The sequence below is a fragment of the Bradyrhizobium sp. MV1.5 genome (genome assembly GCF_055807615.1).
Genome location: NZ_JBVVPL010000004.1, coordinates 18,128 through 31,744, shown reverse-complemented (window position 1 = coordinate 31,744; position 13,617 = coordinate 18,128). Strand labels below are relative to the sequence as shown.

The 13,617-nt window shown below is 61.3% G+C and carries 12 protein-coding genes and 2 pseudogenes; 6 read left to right on the top strand and 8 right to left on the bottom strand.

The features are described from left to right. Positions 1 to 115: 115 nt before the first annotated feature. Both AC0L2J_RS05175 and AC0L2J_RS05170 read right to left on the bottom strand, forming a co-directional pair. Positions 116 to 1,591 (bottom strand): annotated as a pseudogene (locus tag AC0L2J_RS05175) (caspase family protein); the annotation flags it as partial. Positions 1,592 to 1,761: 170 nt separating this feature from the next. After that, positions 1,762 to 2,547 carry a DUF1828 domain-containing protein gene (locus tag AC0L2J_RS05170; protein ID WP_473387615.1) on the bottom strand — a complete coding sequence of 262 codons (786 nt, stop codon included), beginning with the start codon at positions 2,545 to 2,547 and terminating at the stop codon, positions 1,762 to 1,764. A 922-nt stretch (positions 2,548 to 3,469) separates the two neighbouring features. Here AC0L2J_RS05170 and AC0L2J_RS05165 point away from each other — a divergent pair. Together AC0L2J_RS05165 and AC0L2J_RS05160 are read left to right on the top strand one after the other, a co-directional pair. Then, positions 3,470 to 3,574: pseudogene (locus tag AC0L2J_RS05165) on the top strand (alpha/beta hydrolase); the annotation flags it as partial. Positions 3,575 to 3,587: 13 nt separating this feature from the next. Continuing rightward, positions 3,588 to 4,604 (top strand): hypothetical protein, encoded by a 1,017-nt coding sequence (locus tag AC0L2J_RS05160; protein WP_007609725.1) that lies wholly within the window; start codon positions 3,588 to 3,590, stop codon positions 4,602 to 4,604. Positions 4,605 to 4,696: 92 nt separating this feature from the next. Here AC0L2J_RS05160 and AC0L2J_RS05155 read toward each other — a convergent pair whose 3' ends face one another. After that, the gene (locus tag AC0L2J_RS05155) at positions 4,697 to 4,873 is read right to left on the bottom strand and encodes a hypothetical protein (protein WP_007609723.1); all 177 of its coding nucleotides are present in this window, start codon (positions 4,871 to 4,873) and stop codon (positions 4,697 to 4,699) included. A gap of 129 nt (positions 4,874 to 5,002) precedes the next feature. Continuing rightward, the gene (locus AC0L2J_RS05150; RefSeq protein ID WP_473250020.1) at positions 5,003 to 5,944 is read right to left on the bottom strand and encodes a GlxA family transcriptional regulator; all 942 of its coding nucleotides are present in this window, start codon (positions 5,942 to 5,944) and stop codon (positions 5,003 to 5,005) included. Positions 5,945 to 6,035: 91 nt separating this feature from the next. Here AC0L2J_RS05150 and AC0L2J_RS05145 point away from each other — a divergent pair, with 91 nt between their 5' ends. Beyond that, complete coding sequence (locus AC0L2J_RS05145) at positions 6,036 to 6,722, top strand: DJ-1/PfpI family protein (protein WP_473387613.1); 687 nt, start codon at positions 6,036 to 6,038, stop codon at positions 6,720 to 6,722. Between the two features lie 497 nt (positions 6,723 to 7,219). Here the strand turns inward: AC0L2J_RS05145 and AC0L2J_RS05140 are convergent, their stop codons facing one another. Next, the gene (locus AC0L2J_RS05140) at positions 7,220 to 7,627 is read right to left on the bottom strand and encodes an NADH:ubiquinone oxidoreductase subunit NDUFA12 (RefSeq protein ID WP_007609711.1); all 408 of its coding nucleotides are present in this window, start codon (positions 7,625 to 7,627) and stop codon (positions 7,220 to 7,222) included. A 246-nt stretch (positions 7,628 to 7,873) separates the two neighbouring features. Here AC0L2J_RS05140 and AC0L2J_RS05135 point away from each other — a divergent pair, with 246 nt between their 5' ends. The 3 genes from AC0L2J_RS05135 to AC0L2J_RS05125 all read left to right on the top strand — a co-directional run bounded on the left by AC0L2J_RS05135 (position 7,874) and on the right by AC0L2J_RS05125 (position 11,418). Beyond that, positions 7,874 to 8,506, top strand: coding sequence for a BA14K family protein (locus AC0L2J_RS05135; protein ID WP_007609709.1), 633 nt, complete (start codon positions 7,874 to 7,876; stop codon positions 8,504 to 8,506). A gap of 240 nt (positions 8,507 to 8,746) precedes the next feature. Next, complete coding sequence (locus tag AC0L2J_RS05130; protein ID WP_473387612.1) at positions 8,747 to 9,169, top strand: response regulator; 423 nt, start codon at positions 8,747 to 8,749, stop codon at positions 9,167 to 9,169. Beyond that, complete coding sequence (locus AC0L2J_RS05125; protein ID WP_063992569.1) at positions 9,166 to 11,418, top strand: CHASE3 domain-containing protein; 2,253 nt, start codon at positions 9,166 to 9,168, stop codon at positions 11,416 to 11,418. Before AC0L2J_RS05130 ends, AC0L2J_RS05125 begins: the two co-directional genes overlap by 4 nt. A 108-nt stretch (positions 11,419 to 11,526) precedes the next feature. On the opposite strand, the gene AC0L2J_RS05120 is transcribed toward AC0L2J_RS05125, so the two are convergent. From AC0L2J_RS05120 to AC0L2J_RS05110, 3 genes are all read right to left on the bottom strand, one after another. Continuing rightward, the gene (locus AC0L2J_RS05120; protein WP_473387609.1) at positions 11,527 to 11,823 is read right to left on the bottom strand and encodes a putative quinol monooxygenase; all 297 of its coding nucleotides are present in this window, start codon (positions 11,821 to 11,823) and stop codon (positions 11,527 to 11,529) included. 67 nt (positions 11,824 to 11,890) lie between these two features. Continuing rightward, positions 11,891 to 12,559: a type 1 glutamine amidotransferase domain-containing protein gene (locus tag AC0L2J_RS05115; protein ID WP_473387607.1), complete on the bottom strand. Its 669-nt coding sequence runs from the start codon at positions 12,557 to 12,559 to the stop codon at positions 11,891 to 11,893. A gap of 160 nt (positions 12,560 to 12,719) precedes the next feature. Beyond that, positions 12,720 to 13,478, bottom strand: a complete 759-nt coding sequence (locus AC0L2J_RS05110) for an alpha/beta hydrolase (RefSeq protein WP_473387604.1) — start codon at positions 13,476 to 13,478, stop codon at positions 12,720 to 12,722. Positions 13,479 to 13,617: the final 139 nt, after the last annotated feature.

Below are 13,617 nucleotides of genomic sequence, written 5' to 3'. Positions count from 1 at the left end.
CAGACCACCAAAGTCGTGACACATGCACTGTGCGTGTGAGTATCTGCAAGCACGCTCGTGTTGCGCGCATATGTCGCCTATTGCCCCTCACCACTTCCAGGTCCCAGCCATTCGGCTACTGTTTTGTCACGCCCCACCCGTAAGGATAACGCAACGTGGCTCCTTGTTCGAGAGGCGGGCTGTACCGGATTTGTAAGAGCCGGAGAGGTACAACCAGATCCTGTGCAAGCTGGGCCTCGAAGTCTTCTTGGGTCATACCGCGCGTAAGGACTGGCCCCTCTTCATCCTCAGCATATTCTGCATCACGCAGAGTGAAGACGTTGACCGTGTCAATAAACACGCCTGTGATACGCCTCCCTTTCTTATCCTTTTCGGTTACAACCGAGATCGAAAGCGTCTGTCCTTTGCCTGGGACTACGTAAAAGTTGCCGTGCGCCGCAATCAGTGTTTCGGCTATGAAATCAAAGCTATCTTTGAACTGATGAAATCTCTGAAGTTCAAATACCTCGTCGAACATATTGCCCTTGATACTTTCGCGAAGCTCTCCCTTCGAATCGAAGAATATCTCGAAGAGAATCCCATCAAGCAGAGGCCTGATCTTCTCTGGCTTCATGCCACTGGTCTGATCAGCGAAGTCGCTTATAAATGCCTTGGAGCCTCTCGCACCACCACTTGCAGCTTGATATATATTGCGCCCTAGCACGAAGAGATTGTCGTTGTTTATGGTGTTCGCGAATTTCGGCGTGAGGCGTTCGAGCGCGGGATTTTGTGTATACCAGTCATGCGACTTCAATCCTCGGATGATTTGATGCGACGATTTTTCAGCGTCAAGCACGAACAGTCCATCAGCCAGCGACGACGCCTGATAGGCCGTTACTAAGCTGCCGATGCTCGTATTGAAGTAAAAGTCTCCTGCAAGCGAGGTGTGCTCCCAGGTAATTTGTTTCCCAGCGGTTTCCGCTGCAACCGCATTCCTGACGCGCTTGAATACCGTTTCGATCGGACAATCCGCAGTATCGATGTAATGGAGCAACGCCCCGGTATAGACGCCATTTCCGGAGTGTCCGTCCAGCGCGACCTGCCCAGGCGATGTCGCGTATGCAATGATTGTCCCTTTTGGTGCAAAGACCGACGCGAGACCGCGCGTTGCGTGGGATCGGTGCCAAGCTTTCTCAAAGGGATTTTCACGGCAGGCATCCAGGATGATGACCTTTGTGTCGGCCTTTGACCGATCAAGCACATCGATGATCTGATTTAGGGAAAGGGAGGAATATTGCGCCTGATTTTCTCCGCTGGCGTCTGTATCGCAGGAAAACAAAAAATTCTCCCCGCCGATTTGGATTCCGTGACCAGCAAAAAAGACTAGCGCGACACCACCCGCCTCGATCGTGGCCTGAAATTTAGCAAGAGCTGCCCGCATCTCTGCGAATGTCCCATCAGCGACCGACGTCAACTCGAAGCCGTACTTCTTCAGCTTTCGGGCGATTGACGCAGCATCATTCACTGGATTTCGCAGCTTGGTGGTATTTGGCCCAGTGTAATTCGCATTTCCGATTACAAGCGCCGCCCGCTTTTGAACCAACGAGTCCTCCCTTCGTGTGGCTGAGCGGGATTGCTCCCAGCCAAAATGATCTTATCCGGCCAACCCGAGACGATGCTGCCTGTCATTCCGAAGCATGCCAAAGGCCAATTCGAATTTCGCTTGTATTGGTAGTGCCGAGGCCACGCCTCTTTCGCTCATTGCGCGCGACGACACGATCGTCACTGTATACTGCTCGTTCCACGACCAATGGCTTCACGAGCAATTCTCTCTACCGCAGCAACTTCGTCGCCACGAAATTCTGTCAAGAATTCTAGCCTATTTGTTGCCTGTTGTCGGACTCGCGTGCTCAACGTCCTAGGCTTTTCAACCAGCGCGACAATCGAACACGGCTCATGAATTTCATGCTGGTTGCGCATTTGTAGGAATAGCGCCTCAAGAACGCGATTGTCAGAGGTTCCCAAGAAAACACCCACGGGCTTTCGTCCCGGCGCTCGCACCACGAAATCTGCAGGGAAGTCTGTCAACTTGGGGGTAATCGGCACATTTTCTTCAATCGTCGCACGGCCGTTAACCGCCGCGCGAAGCAACCTTTCCGCATCCTCGCGAAACGTCGTCGCTACACGGAATTCCGTCATGAGCATGAAGTCGCGAACTCGTAACGAGAATGCGACAAATTTCAAAGCCGCTGCCGGTATTTGCCCCTCCGTCAAATTACCTACAAAGAACTCCTTAGTTTCATGATCAATCGAGACGCCATACTCCGATTGCAACTCACTCAGCGCGTCGCCTCTTGTTCCTGAACTAAAATCGAGCCCGCTTCCCTCTAAGTAAGGCAAGGTCACGCCGTCATCTTCGATACGATACTTGGCGTCACTTGTTTTGATGACGAAAAAACCGATGTGGTCGCCGTCGGCGCCGGCGAAGGCAGTCGTGACAGCGAGACCCGCCGGAACCTTCTGAACGGACAGTTCGTCGCAAAAAGCTTTGCAGAGTTCTTGTTTCATAGCATTGCGCCGTCAGGAGGAGTCGTCACGCGGAAGAACCCGAATGATGTAGCAAGTGCCGATGCCTCGGTAATTTCGTATTGATCCCGACGATGTTTAGCCCGCGCCTTAGGCAACCGAATGGTCGGATAGGGTTTCACAACTCCCACCTGGACATTGTGAAGCTCCTCACATGACGAGTGGCAGTGGAGCCCAGGTTCATGACCATGAAACTCCAACCGAGCCACCATGGTATACGTATCGCCACGCTTTATCGACAGCCAAGCGAGGAATCCACTTTTCGACGGTTCGAATGCTGTAAGAAGCCGGCATTCGTTTCCATCGATCTCAAGTTCATCGACTCGCCAAGTCCATCGCACGCCGAGTTGAAAATTTCGTGTACGCGACAGGGGAAAGGCAGTCCGGGTCATTTTCCCCGTTTTCCAATCTCCCGCCTTCTTCAAAATCTTTGGTCGAACGATAAGCTGTCTTGCCCGCATAACGAGCATGTTGGCTCAAGTTCCACGAACGCGCAACGTCGCACAGAATTTAGAACAAATCAAGAACAAATTTGGCATCAATCCAATCTGCCTTCACCTTAAAATAGCACTTCAATGTATTTTCTACCTACTTCGAATGACTGGTACAATCTGGTACACAAATCCACGTAAGCTACTAATCTAATTTATGAATCCAAATACCCGGCGTAAACGGCGGGGGAAGGGCGGCATCCCTGCCCTTCCCGGCCCGGTCTGGCCAGATCGGCCCCCGGATGGGATAGTCGAGCACCTTTCCCGGCGGCTGAGGCGGCGCCGACCCAAAACGAACTCCAACCATAACTAAAAGACCCAGAGGTCGCTCCCCCATGCCCGTCGTGCTCGATCCCGATGCCGCCGCCGTTTCCAAGGCTTTCCAGCAGGCTGGCGTGACCGCGGCCACCAAGCATGATCCCGGCCAGTTCCACGGCTTCTTCACGATGGGGAAATTGCTGCGAGAGGCCAATGTCGCCGTGAGCGAGATCGGCGCGTGGCTGAAAGGATTGGGCTGAAACGCCAATCCCGATGCCGCCGGTTCTTCAAAGCATATTCGCCCTCCCCCTGCGCGGGCTGACATGGCTTGGCGGCCAGGGCACCCGCGCGGTGGCCGCCGTCGTGTTCATCGCGCTCGCGGTGCCGCCGCTCGGGGCGTTGCTGCGCCCCTACGTCACCGAGGCGATCTTCGTTCTGCTCTGCATCTCCTTCATGCGGGTCGATCTGGCCGCGCTCTCAGGCCATCTGCGTCGGCCGGCGCTGGTCGCGACCGCGACCGTCTGGACCATGATCGGCGTGCCTGTGATCGTCGGGCTGGTCGTCCACGCCAGCGGGCTCACGGCGCACGCGCCCGACCTTGCCCTGGCATTGATGCTGCAGAGCATAGCGTCTCCGATGATGGCCGCGCCGGCGCTCGCTGCGCTGATGGGCCTCGATGCCACGCTGGTGCTGGTCACGCTGGTGAGCGCGACCGCGCTGGTGCCGTTCACGGCGTCGCTGTTCGCGAGCCTGTTCCTCGATGGCATGCTCAGCATTTCGCCGCCGGCGCTGGGGCTGAAGCTGCTCGGCATCCTCGCCGCATCGCTGCTGGCCGCCACCGTGCTCCGACAAGTCTGCGGCGCGGCCGCGATCCAGCGCCACAGGCAGCCGATCGACGGCTTCAACATCGTCATCCTGCTGGTCTTCGCGACCGCGATCATGGGCGACGTCGCGAGCGATCTCGTCGCCCGGCCAGTCTCCACCCTCGGCTTCGCAGCGCTCGCCTTCGCGATCTATTTCACCCTGCTCGCCGTCACCACGCTGCTGTTTCGCCGCATCGGCTATGAGCGCGCGCTGGCGCTCGGGCTGATGGTGTCACAGCGCAATCTGGGACTGATGCTCGCCGCGACCGCCGGCGCGCTGCCGCCGACGACCTGGCTCTATTTCGCGATGACGCAGTTTCCCATTCACTTGGCGCCCTACATGCTGATGCCGATCGCGCGGCGCTTGACGGCGCGCGCACAGGCCTCGGGCGCCGCGGCGACCGGCGGCAAGGCCGCATCGGGCTGACCAATACGCAAGTCTTGACACGCAAGTCTTGCCAAGACGCAAGTCTTGTTCGCTCTGCCAACGCGAGACCGCTGGTGACCGAGCGAATGTCGTCACGCGGCGCGCCAATGTCCCTTGTGAATATCGAACTTCACAGCGCCTTCGTCACGCATCTTCAACAGGAGCGACTGACAGTCGTCCTGATTCTTGATGTTCACGCGCTTCATGACCTCGAAAATCTTCAGAGGTTTTTCGCGAAGGGCAATCAGAATCTTTTCTCGATCAGTCATTGGGGTTCCTTGCATCGGTATCGGCGACGGCACGTGGTGTACACATCGTCTGCAACGGGTGAAGCAAGGCCGCGCACTATGCAAGTCTGTTCACCCGCTAAAGCGGCCTCTCCGATTGATCAATTCTCCCTACCCGGCCCTTGCCGCGCGCCGCAGCGCCTGCGGCGGCTGGCCGAAGGCGCGGATAAAGGCGCGACGCATGCGCTCGGGATCGCCGAAGCCGGTCGTCTCCGCAACGAGCTCGATCGCCTCGCGCGAGGACTGCACGCGCTCGCGCGCAACCTCGATGCGCAGCCGCTCGATGGCCTTCGAGGGCGTCGTGCCGGTCTCGGCGGCAAAGGCGCGGGCAAAATGCCGCGCACTCATGCCGGCGCGGTCGGCGAGGTCTTCCACCGTCAAGCGGGCATCGAGGTTCTCGCGCGCCCAGGACAGCAGCGCACCGAAGCGGCCGTTCGGCGTCTTCAATTCCAGAAGTGACGAGAACTGCGACTGGCCGCCGCTGCGGCGATGATACAGTACGAGCTGCCGCGCGGTGTCCTGCGCGATCTGCTCACCATGATCCTCCGTCACCATCGCAAGCGCAAGGTCGATGCCGGCGGTGATGCCTGCCGAGGTCCACACATTGCCATCGCGGGTGAAAATCTGGTCCGGCTCGAACTTCACCTTGGGATAGCGCGCGACGAAATCCCGCGTGCGTCCCCAATGCGTGGTGGCGCGACGCCCGTCGAGCAGACCCGCTTCGGCCAGCACATAGGCGCCCGAGCAGACGCTCGCGACCCGCACGCCGCGCCGCGCCAGCCGCTGCACGAAGGCGCGCGTGACCTCGCAACGCGCGGCATCCGTCACGCCCGCGCCTCCCGCCACGACCAGCGTCGTGATCGCATTCGCCGACTTGAAGTCGCGCGCCATCATCTCCACGCCGGACGAGCTGCGCACGGGCCCCGCGTTCACCGCCAGCACGCGGATCCCGGTCGTCGTCTTGCCCGTGCAGCGCGCCGCGATCTCGAACACGGAGATCGGGCCGGCCGCATCGAGCAACTGGAAGTCCGGGAAGATCAGGATGCCGATCATGGTCATGTCCGAAAGCGAGGGAAATACGCCATTTTGGACAGAATGGCATCATGACAGGCTGCGTCCGTCAAGCTCATAATTGGAGGCTCTCATGTCGTCCCCGCTCCAGATCGGTCTCTTGGTGTTTCCGCGCGTCACCCAGCTCGACTTCACCGGTCCCTTGCAGGTGTTCTCCTCCGTGCCGGGCGCAAAACTGCATTTGATCTGGAAACGGATCGAGCCGGTTCCGAGCGATTCCGTGCTGACGCTGACGCCGACGACGACATTCGCCGACTGCCCGCAGCTCGACGTGATCTGCGTGCCCGGCGGCGGCGGCACCAACGACCTGCTCAATGACGAGGAGGTGCTCGGTTTCCTGCGCCGGCAGGCCGAGGGCGCCAAATACGTCACCTCGGTCTGCACGGGATCGCTGGCGCTCGGCGCCGCCGGCCTCTTGAAGGGCTACCGCGCCGCCACGCATTGGAGCGCGATGGAGATGCTCGCTCAGTTCGGCGCGACGCCGACCAAGACGCGCGTCTGCATCGACCGCAACCGCATCACCGGCGGCGGCGTCACCGCCGGAATCGATTTCGCGCTGACCCTGGTGTCGATCATGGTCGATCGCACTACCGCGGAGGCGATCCAGCTTCAGCTCGAATACAATCCGGCCCCGCCATTCAATGCAGGCTCGCCCGATGCCGCGCCGGCGGAAGTGCTGGCGTTGCTCAGGGAGCGCGGCGCAGCGAACCAGGCTCGCCGCCTCGAAGCAGTGAAGCGCGCAGCCGAGCGGATGACCTAGTCTCCACTCTCGTGTCCCGGACGCGCTGCGGCGCGCAGCGATGCTGCGCAGAGCCGAGACCCAGGAAGCCACACGGGTGCTGATGCATGGGCCCCGGCTCTGCAGCGCATCACTCCGTGCTGCGCAGCGTCCGGGGCACGCGACATCCCGTTGTCCCTCTACGAAAGAAAAAGGCCGCCCGGTTTCCCGAGCGGCCTTTCCTGTCTTACGGCGGCTGCACATTTCATCGGGCGATTTCGGAGCTTCCAGACCGGGGGCCTATCTCCCGATCGAGTCCTGGTCGGCGACCGCTGCATTTCGGGACAGTCGCGAACTGTTGCCCGAACCGAACGCGATGGTCTCCCATCTCCGTAAGATGCGACCATTGAGCCGCATCCCCCGCGTGGCCGCAACCAGCGCGCAGGAATCATCCCCGCTGTTCCCGTTGTCCACAGTAGGGCGAGGCGGATGCGGGTGCATCCACTCCCACGACAAGGATTGAGACGGGGATCGGAAGCCTAGCCGGGCGTCCAGGGCTGATAGTCGCCGGTCGCCTTCGGCCGCTTGCCGCTGGCGAGCGTCGAGCCTGAGGGACGGTAGGCGTTCGCCGTGCCCGTGAGATTGGGCTGGTGCGGCTTTTCCCACTCGCGCGGCTGGTAATTGTCCTGCGTCGGCGGCACGTCGACGGTGTGGTGCATCCAGCCGTGCCAGGACGGCGGGATACGGCTGGCCTCGGCATAGCCGTTATAGACCACCCAGCGGCGCTCGAAGCCGAGCGTCGGGTCGATCACCCCGCCACGGGTGCGATAATAGAGGTTGCCCTGCTCGTCCTGGCCGACCAGCTCGCCATAGCGCTTGGTCCAGAGTTGGGTGCCAAACGTCTGGCCATTCCACCAGGTGAAGAACTTGAGGAAGAATTGTTTCATGCGGCAAGGGCCCTGCTTCGTCGGGTCGTGATGCCATCCGGACGGCGAAATGTCCAGTTCGGCGCGGGCGGCGGTGCCCTGCTGCAGATGCGGTCTCCCGGCACGGAACGCTGCCGCAAATCGGACGCGATCCGTTCATGCCGGATACAGCGTGGCCATGAAAGCTTGTCCTCGCACGCAAACCGCCGTGATCCCAGGAACTACGGCCCTTTCATGGGGTTTGCTTCCGGGAAAAGGAGTTTGATCATGAAAAGTCTGAGAGTGTTGAGCGCGGCTGCGGCCGTGGCACTGGTTCTCCCGTTGGCGACGCCGAGCTTCGCGCAAGGTCCCGGACATGGCGGTGGCGGGGGTGGTGGGCATTTCGGCGGAGGTGGCGGTGCCCACTTCGGCGGCGGCGGTGCTCACATCGGTGGCGGCGGTGGCGCTCACTTCGGTGGCGGCGGCGCTCACTTTGGCGGTGGCGGCGCACGCATGGGCGGCGGCGGTAACTTCGCAGCAGGTGCAGTCGCGCGTCCCAGCGGCGGAGCATCCTTCAACGGCGGCGGCGGACGAAGCTTCGCAGCAGCCGGGGGTCACCACTGGAATGGCGGCGGCGGTCATTGGCACGGCGGCGGCTGGCGCCATCACGGTGGCGGCTTCTGGCCCGGTGTCGCGGCGGGTGCTGCGATCGGCGGCCTCGGCTCATACGCCTATTACGGCGGCGGCTACTATGACGACCCATACTACTACGGCGACAGCTATTACGATGAGCCGTCAGTGGCCGTGGTCCCCGATACCGGCGGCGACTCCACGGCGTACTGCGCGCAGCGCTTCAAGTCCTACGATCCGGCGTCCGGCACCTATCTCGGCTATGACGGCCAGCGTCATCCCTGCCCGTAGTACGACCTGCAACACTTGAAGAAGAAGGCGTCGCAGCGATGCGGCGCCTTTTTCATTCAGGCACCTCACCCTGTTTCGCTCGCCTCGTATTCGTCATCGGCGATGCCGCGCGCAACCGATGCGAGTGGACCTCTATTCACCGCACCGTGCATATCTACCCTTATCCAATCCCAAATTGACCCGACGCGCGATTCACCTGTATCAACTTGGCTGTGGGGACTTCGATGACTGGGAAGTGTCATGCCGCGCATTCTCGTGGTTGATGACGATCCGATGGTCGGCGCGACCATCGAGGTCCTCCTCCAACGTCAGGGCTTCGACGTCACGTTGACTGACGGCGGAGAAACGGGTTTGGCTGCGCTCGAAACACAGAATTTCGACGTGATGCTGGTCGACATCTTCATGCCGCACATGCGCGGCTTCGAATCCATTCGCATCTTTCACGAGCGCGCGCCGGCGGTTCCGCTGGTCGCGATGTCCGGCTACGCCTTCGCGTCGTCCGCCTCGCCCTCCCCCGACTTCCTCCGGATGGCGCTGGAACTCGGCGCCACCCGCTGCCTGCGCAAGCCGTTCACGCCGGACGCGCTGCTGACCACGATCCGGGAATGCATCGCCGCGCCGGGCGATGGCTCGCAGCCGAAGGACAAGAAAGAAGCCCCTTGATCCCAACGCAGCGCGTCATTCTCGGTGCTGGACTTGCCATCCTCCTGATCATCACCGCAGCCTCGATCGGCCTCGACGTCAAGTCACGGTCCGACGCGGCCTGGGTCAATCATACCGTCCAGGTGCTCAAGAAGATCTCCGACCTGCGCGTGCTGATGCGCAGTGCCGAGAGCGCCGCTCGCGGCTACGAGATCTATCGCAACCCGAGCTTCAGCGAAGAATTCCAGGCGGTGCACGCCCGGATCGCACCGGCACTCGCCGACCTCAAGCGCAGCGTGCGCGACACTCCCGAACATGTCGCGCTGCTCGAGGGCACCGAGCCGCTGGCGCTGCGCCGGATCGAGATCGCCGCCGAAGTGATGCGCCTGCGCGCCGGAAACGATCAGGCCGGCATTGCCGCGGTCCAGGGCAAGGGCGAGGGCCGTGGCCTGATGGACACGGTGATGGGCAATTTCGATCATTTGAGCGCAGAGGAAGAACGATTGCTCGCGGCGCGCTCCCAGGATTCGCGCCGCACCGGCATCGTGCTGCTCGGGATCGACGTCGCCGGCGCGCTGGTGATCCTGCTGCTGGTCGTGATGATGATGCGCGAGAGCCGGCGCAGCGAGGGCGCACTCAAGAGCACGCTGTTGGAGACCACGGCCGCCAATCAGCAGCTCGAGGCCGCGGTGGCCGAGCGCACCGAGCATCTGGTCAACGCGCATGACGAGCTGCGCCTGTCGGTCAACGTGCTCCAGAGCACCTTTCACAGCATGGCGGAGGCGGTGTTGGTCATCGATGCCGAGGGCAACGTCCTTCTGTCCAATCCGGCCGCGGAGCGCATGCTGCTGCACCGGACCGGCATGAACCTGCGCAATCTGCGCGCGATGTCCAGCGTGCTTCACGGCGACGGCGTCACCCCGCTCAAGCCCGACGAGCTGCCGTCGGCACGCGTGCTGCGCGGCGAGCCGTTCGAGAATATGGAGATGATCGTCCGCCCGCACAGCGGCAATCCTTCCCGCCATCTCATGATCAGCGGCCGGCCGATGCTGGACGGGCAAGGCAACGTCTCCGGCGCGGTGCTGGTCTATCACGACGCGACCACCTCGCGCGAGACCGAGCGGCAATTGTACCAGTCGCAGAAGCTGGATGCGATCGGCAAGCTCACCGGCGGCGTCGCGCACGACTTCAACAACATGCTGACCGTGATCTCCGGCAATACCGAGACGCTGGTGGCAAGCCTGAAGCAGCAGCCCGACCTCCAGCGCGTGGCGCGCCTGATCGACGAGGCCGCCGAACGCTGCGCCGAGCTGATCCAGCATCTGCTCGCCTTCGCGCGCAGGCAACCGCTCCAGCCGCGCAACGTCGAGATCAACGCCGCGGTCGCGGACATCGCGAAACTCCTGCGCCCCACCCTCGGCGAGCAGATCGAGATCGAGACCGTGCTCGAACAGGGGCAGATGACCGCGCACATCGATCCGTCCCGCCTCACCAATGCCCTGCTCAACATGGCCATCAACGCCCGCGACGCCATGCCGAACGGCGGCAAGCTGCTGCTCGAGGCCCACCGCGTCGTGCTCGACCAGGCCTATGCGCAAAACAATCCCGACGTGCGGCCCGGCCCTTACGTGATGCTCGCCGTCAGCGACACCGGCACCGGCATGCCGGCCGAGGTGCAGCAGCAGGCGTTCGAGCCGTTCTTCACCACCAAGGAGGTCGGCAAGGGAAGCGGCCTCGGCCTCTCCATGGTCTACGGCTTCGTCAAGCAGTCCGGCGGCCACATCAAGATCTACAGTGAGGAAGGCCACGGCACCACGATCAAGCTCTATCTGCCCCCGGGCGAAGGCATGGCCGAAGTGGCTCCCACCACGACGCCGCAGGCGGAAGGCGGGGCCGAGACCATTTTCGTGGTCGAGGATGATCCGCTGGTGCGCAACTTCGTCACCGTGCAGCTCCAGAGCCTCGGCTACCAGACCGTCGCCGCGCCCGACAGCAAAGCCGCGCTGGAGCTGATCCAGGCCGGCCAGCCGTTCGATCTGCTGTTCACCGACGTCGTCATCCCCGGCGGCATGAGCGGGCGCGAGCTCGCCGACAAGGTGGCGACGATCCGCCCCGGCCTTAAGGTGCTCTACACCTCCGGCTATACCGACAACGCCATCGTCCACCACGGCAAGCTCGATGACGGCGTCATGCTCCTGACAAAACCCTACCGCCGCAACCAGCTCGCCGAGATGATCAGGAAGGCGCTGGGAGGCGGGGTGGCCGGTTAGTGTTTCTGGCTCGCGCGCCTTGGTCGAAGTCCCACCTGGAAACGTCGGTGTGGTAAACGCGCACGGCCATTACGAATGGCGATTGGGCCATTCGCGGCGTGATCCCCATCATCCAACATCCACGGCTTTCGCGATGACTGCCGTACGTTCCGCCAGTTCGGGAACCTTGGCCAAGTAGGCCTGATAGTGCTGCGAGGTTCGGTGCGCTTCGACCGCCGCGGCGTCCCGGTAAAGCTCATCAAGGACGTAACGATGATCGTCCGAACTGTCGCGCCAGACGTCCCAGCGCAGATTGCCGGGTTCGGCCCTGCAATGCGGCGCCAGACCAATAAGCAGTTCTCTAAGCTCAACGCTCTTGCCCGGGTGAGCAACTAAAATGGCAGTAATCTTCGACGGCATTGTCATCGACTAGGCCTTTTCAGGGTGACTGCGGCGTTCAGGCCAGCCAGGCGATGGCTCGGCTGCCTGTTCTTTATTTTCTGAGTGCCGCCAGCAACTCCTTGGCCATGGGCCCGGCCGAGGCGGGATTCTGGCCAGTGATGAGGCGTCCGTCGACGACGACGTGAGGCTGCCAGTTTGCTGCGGACGTATACTCGGCACCCTCTGCCCGCAAGGCATCTTCAAGTTCGTAAGGAACGTCTTCGCGCGCGTAGTCGTACTCTTCCTTCTTCGAGAACGATGTGAGCTTCTTGCCCTGCACGAACGGCTTGCCATCGCCCAGGTCTACCCCGAGCAGCGCGCACGGACCGTGACAAACGGCAGTTACAAACTTCCCAGTGCTCCAGGCGCGCACGACTGCATTCTGAACGACGGGGTTACGCTGAATGTCGACCATCGGTCCAAGACCGCCTGGCACGAAGATGGCTTCGTAATCGGCAGCATCCACCTCAGCTAGTTTACGACTGCGATTCAAGCGGCGAAAGGCCTTGCTCTCGAGAAAAGCCTTCTGCGCAAGATCTTTCTCGTCGTAGGCATCATATGGCGTCCATCCGCCCCTTAGAGAGGCGAACTCAACGGCAATGCCCGCCTTGTCCAGCACATCGAACGGATGCGCGACCTCGGCGAAAAAGAAGCCCGTCTTACGATTTTTCGGACCGATCACGGCTGCGTTGCTGACGATAACCAGGACGTGCTGAGTCATGATATTCTCCTTGAGTCTTGCGAAGGCACTAAGCCCAAATGTCGTCCTATTGCCGCCAACCTGGCGCTGGGCAGCTGGGGCTCCCGCACCGTAGAGCGGGCCGCTGAAGAAAGGACAACAAGCCTATTCAAACCGGCCCTTGTTTAGAGTGACGGTGATATCAATCTGCTTCTCCGGCCGCGCTTTCGACGAAGGCTGCAACTTCCCGCGGGTGGGAGAGCATCGCGGCATGGCTGCTCGACAGCTCGGTAATTTTTGCTTTTGCTCGCGAAGACATAAAGCGCTGTGTGCTAGGCGGAATCATGTGATCTTGCGTTGTCAGCATGTAGTGTACGGGTTTGTCTTTCCATGCTGCGCCAACGATCTTGTGTTCGACAGCTTTGAGTCCCCACGGAACTTGTGCTGCGGCCATGAAGGCGGTGATGGACGGATCGACATCCTGCGCAAACGCATTCGGAAACTTCGCCGGATCAACCAGAATAAATCCGCCGCTCGGCGGCAACAATGGTGCTCCAGCCTCGCCCGGAGTAGGACGCGTCGCGAGCTCGTAGACGGATTCTCCGACGTCTGGCGCGAAAGCGGCAATATAGACGAGCTTGCGAACCTTAGGATCGCTTCCGGCCTCGGTGATGACGGCGCCGCCATACGAGTGGCCTACCAAAATGACCGGCTTTCCCGCCTTGCGTATGACCTCCCGCGTTGTCTCGACATCACCGTCGAGCGTTGCAGTCGAGTTCTGGACGACCAAAACCTCATAACCGTCGCGGGTGAGAATGTCGTAGACAGCCTTCCAGCCCGAGCCGTCAACGAAGGCGCCGTGTACGAGAACGATCGAGACGGGCTTGCTTGCGGGCGTCTGCGCGAACGAAGGAAGGGTGGCCGCCATGGAGAGGAGTGCTCCCAGGATCAGGTGTTTCATTGCGATACCTTTCGGACGGACGAAACTTCGATCCGGCGACTATAGTCCGGTGAGCGGTGCGGGTCGGTTAAATCAGGTAAATCTGTCGTTCGCGGCAGGGCCCGAGCGAAGCTGAAGGAACGCTTCCGATCCTGCGACA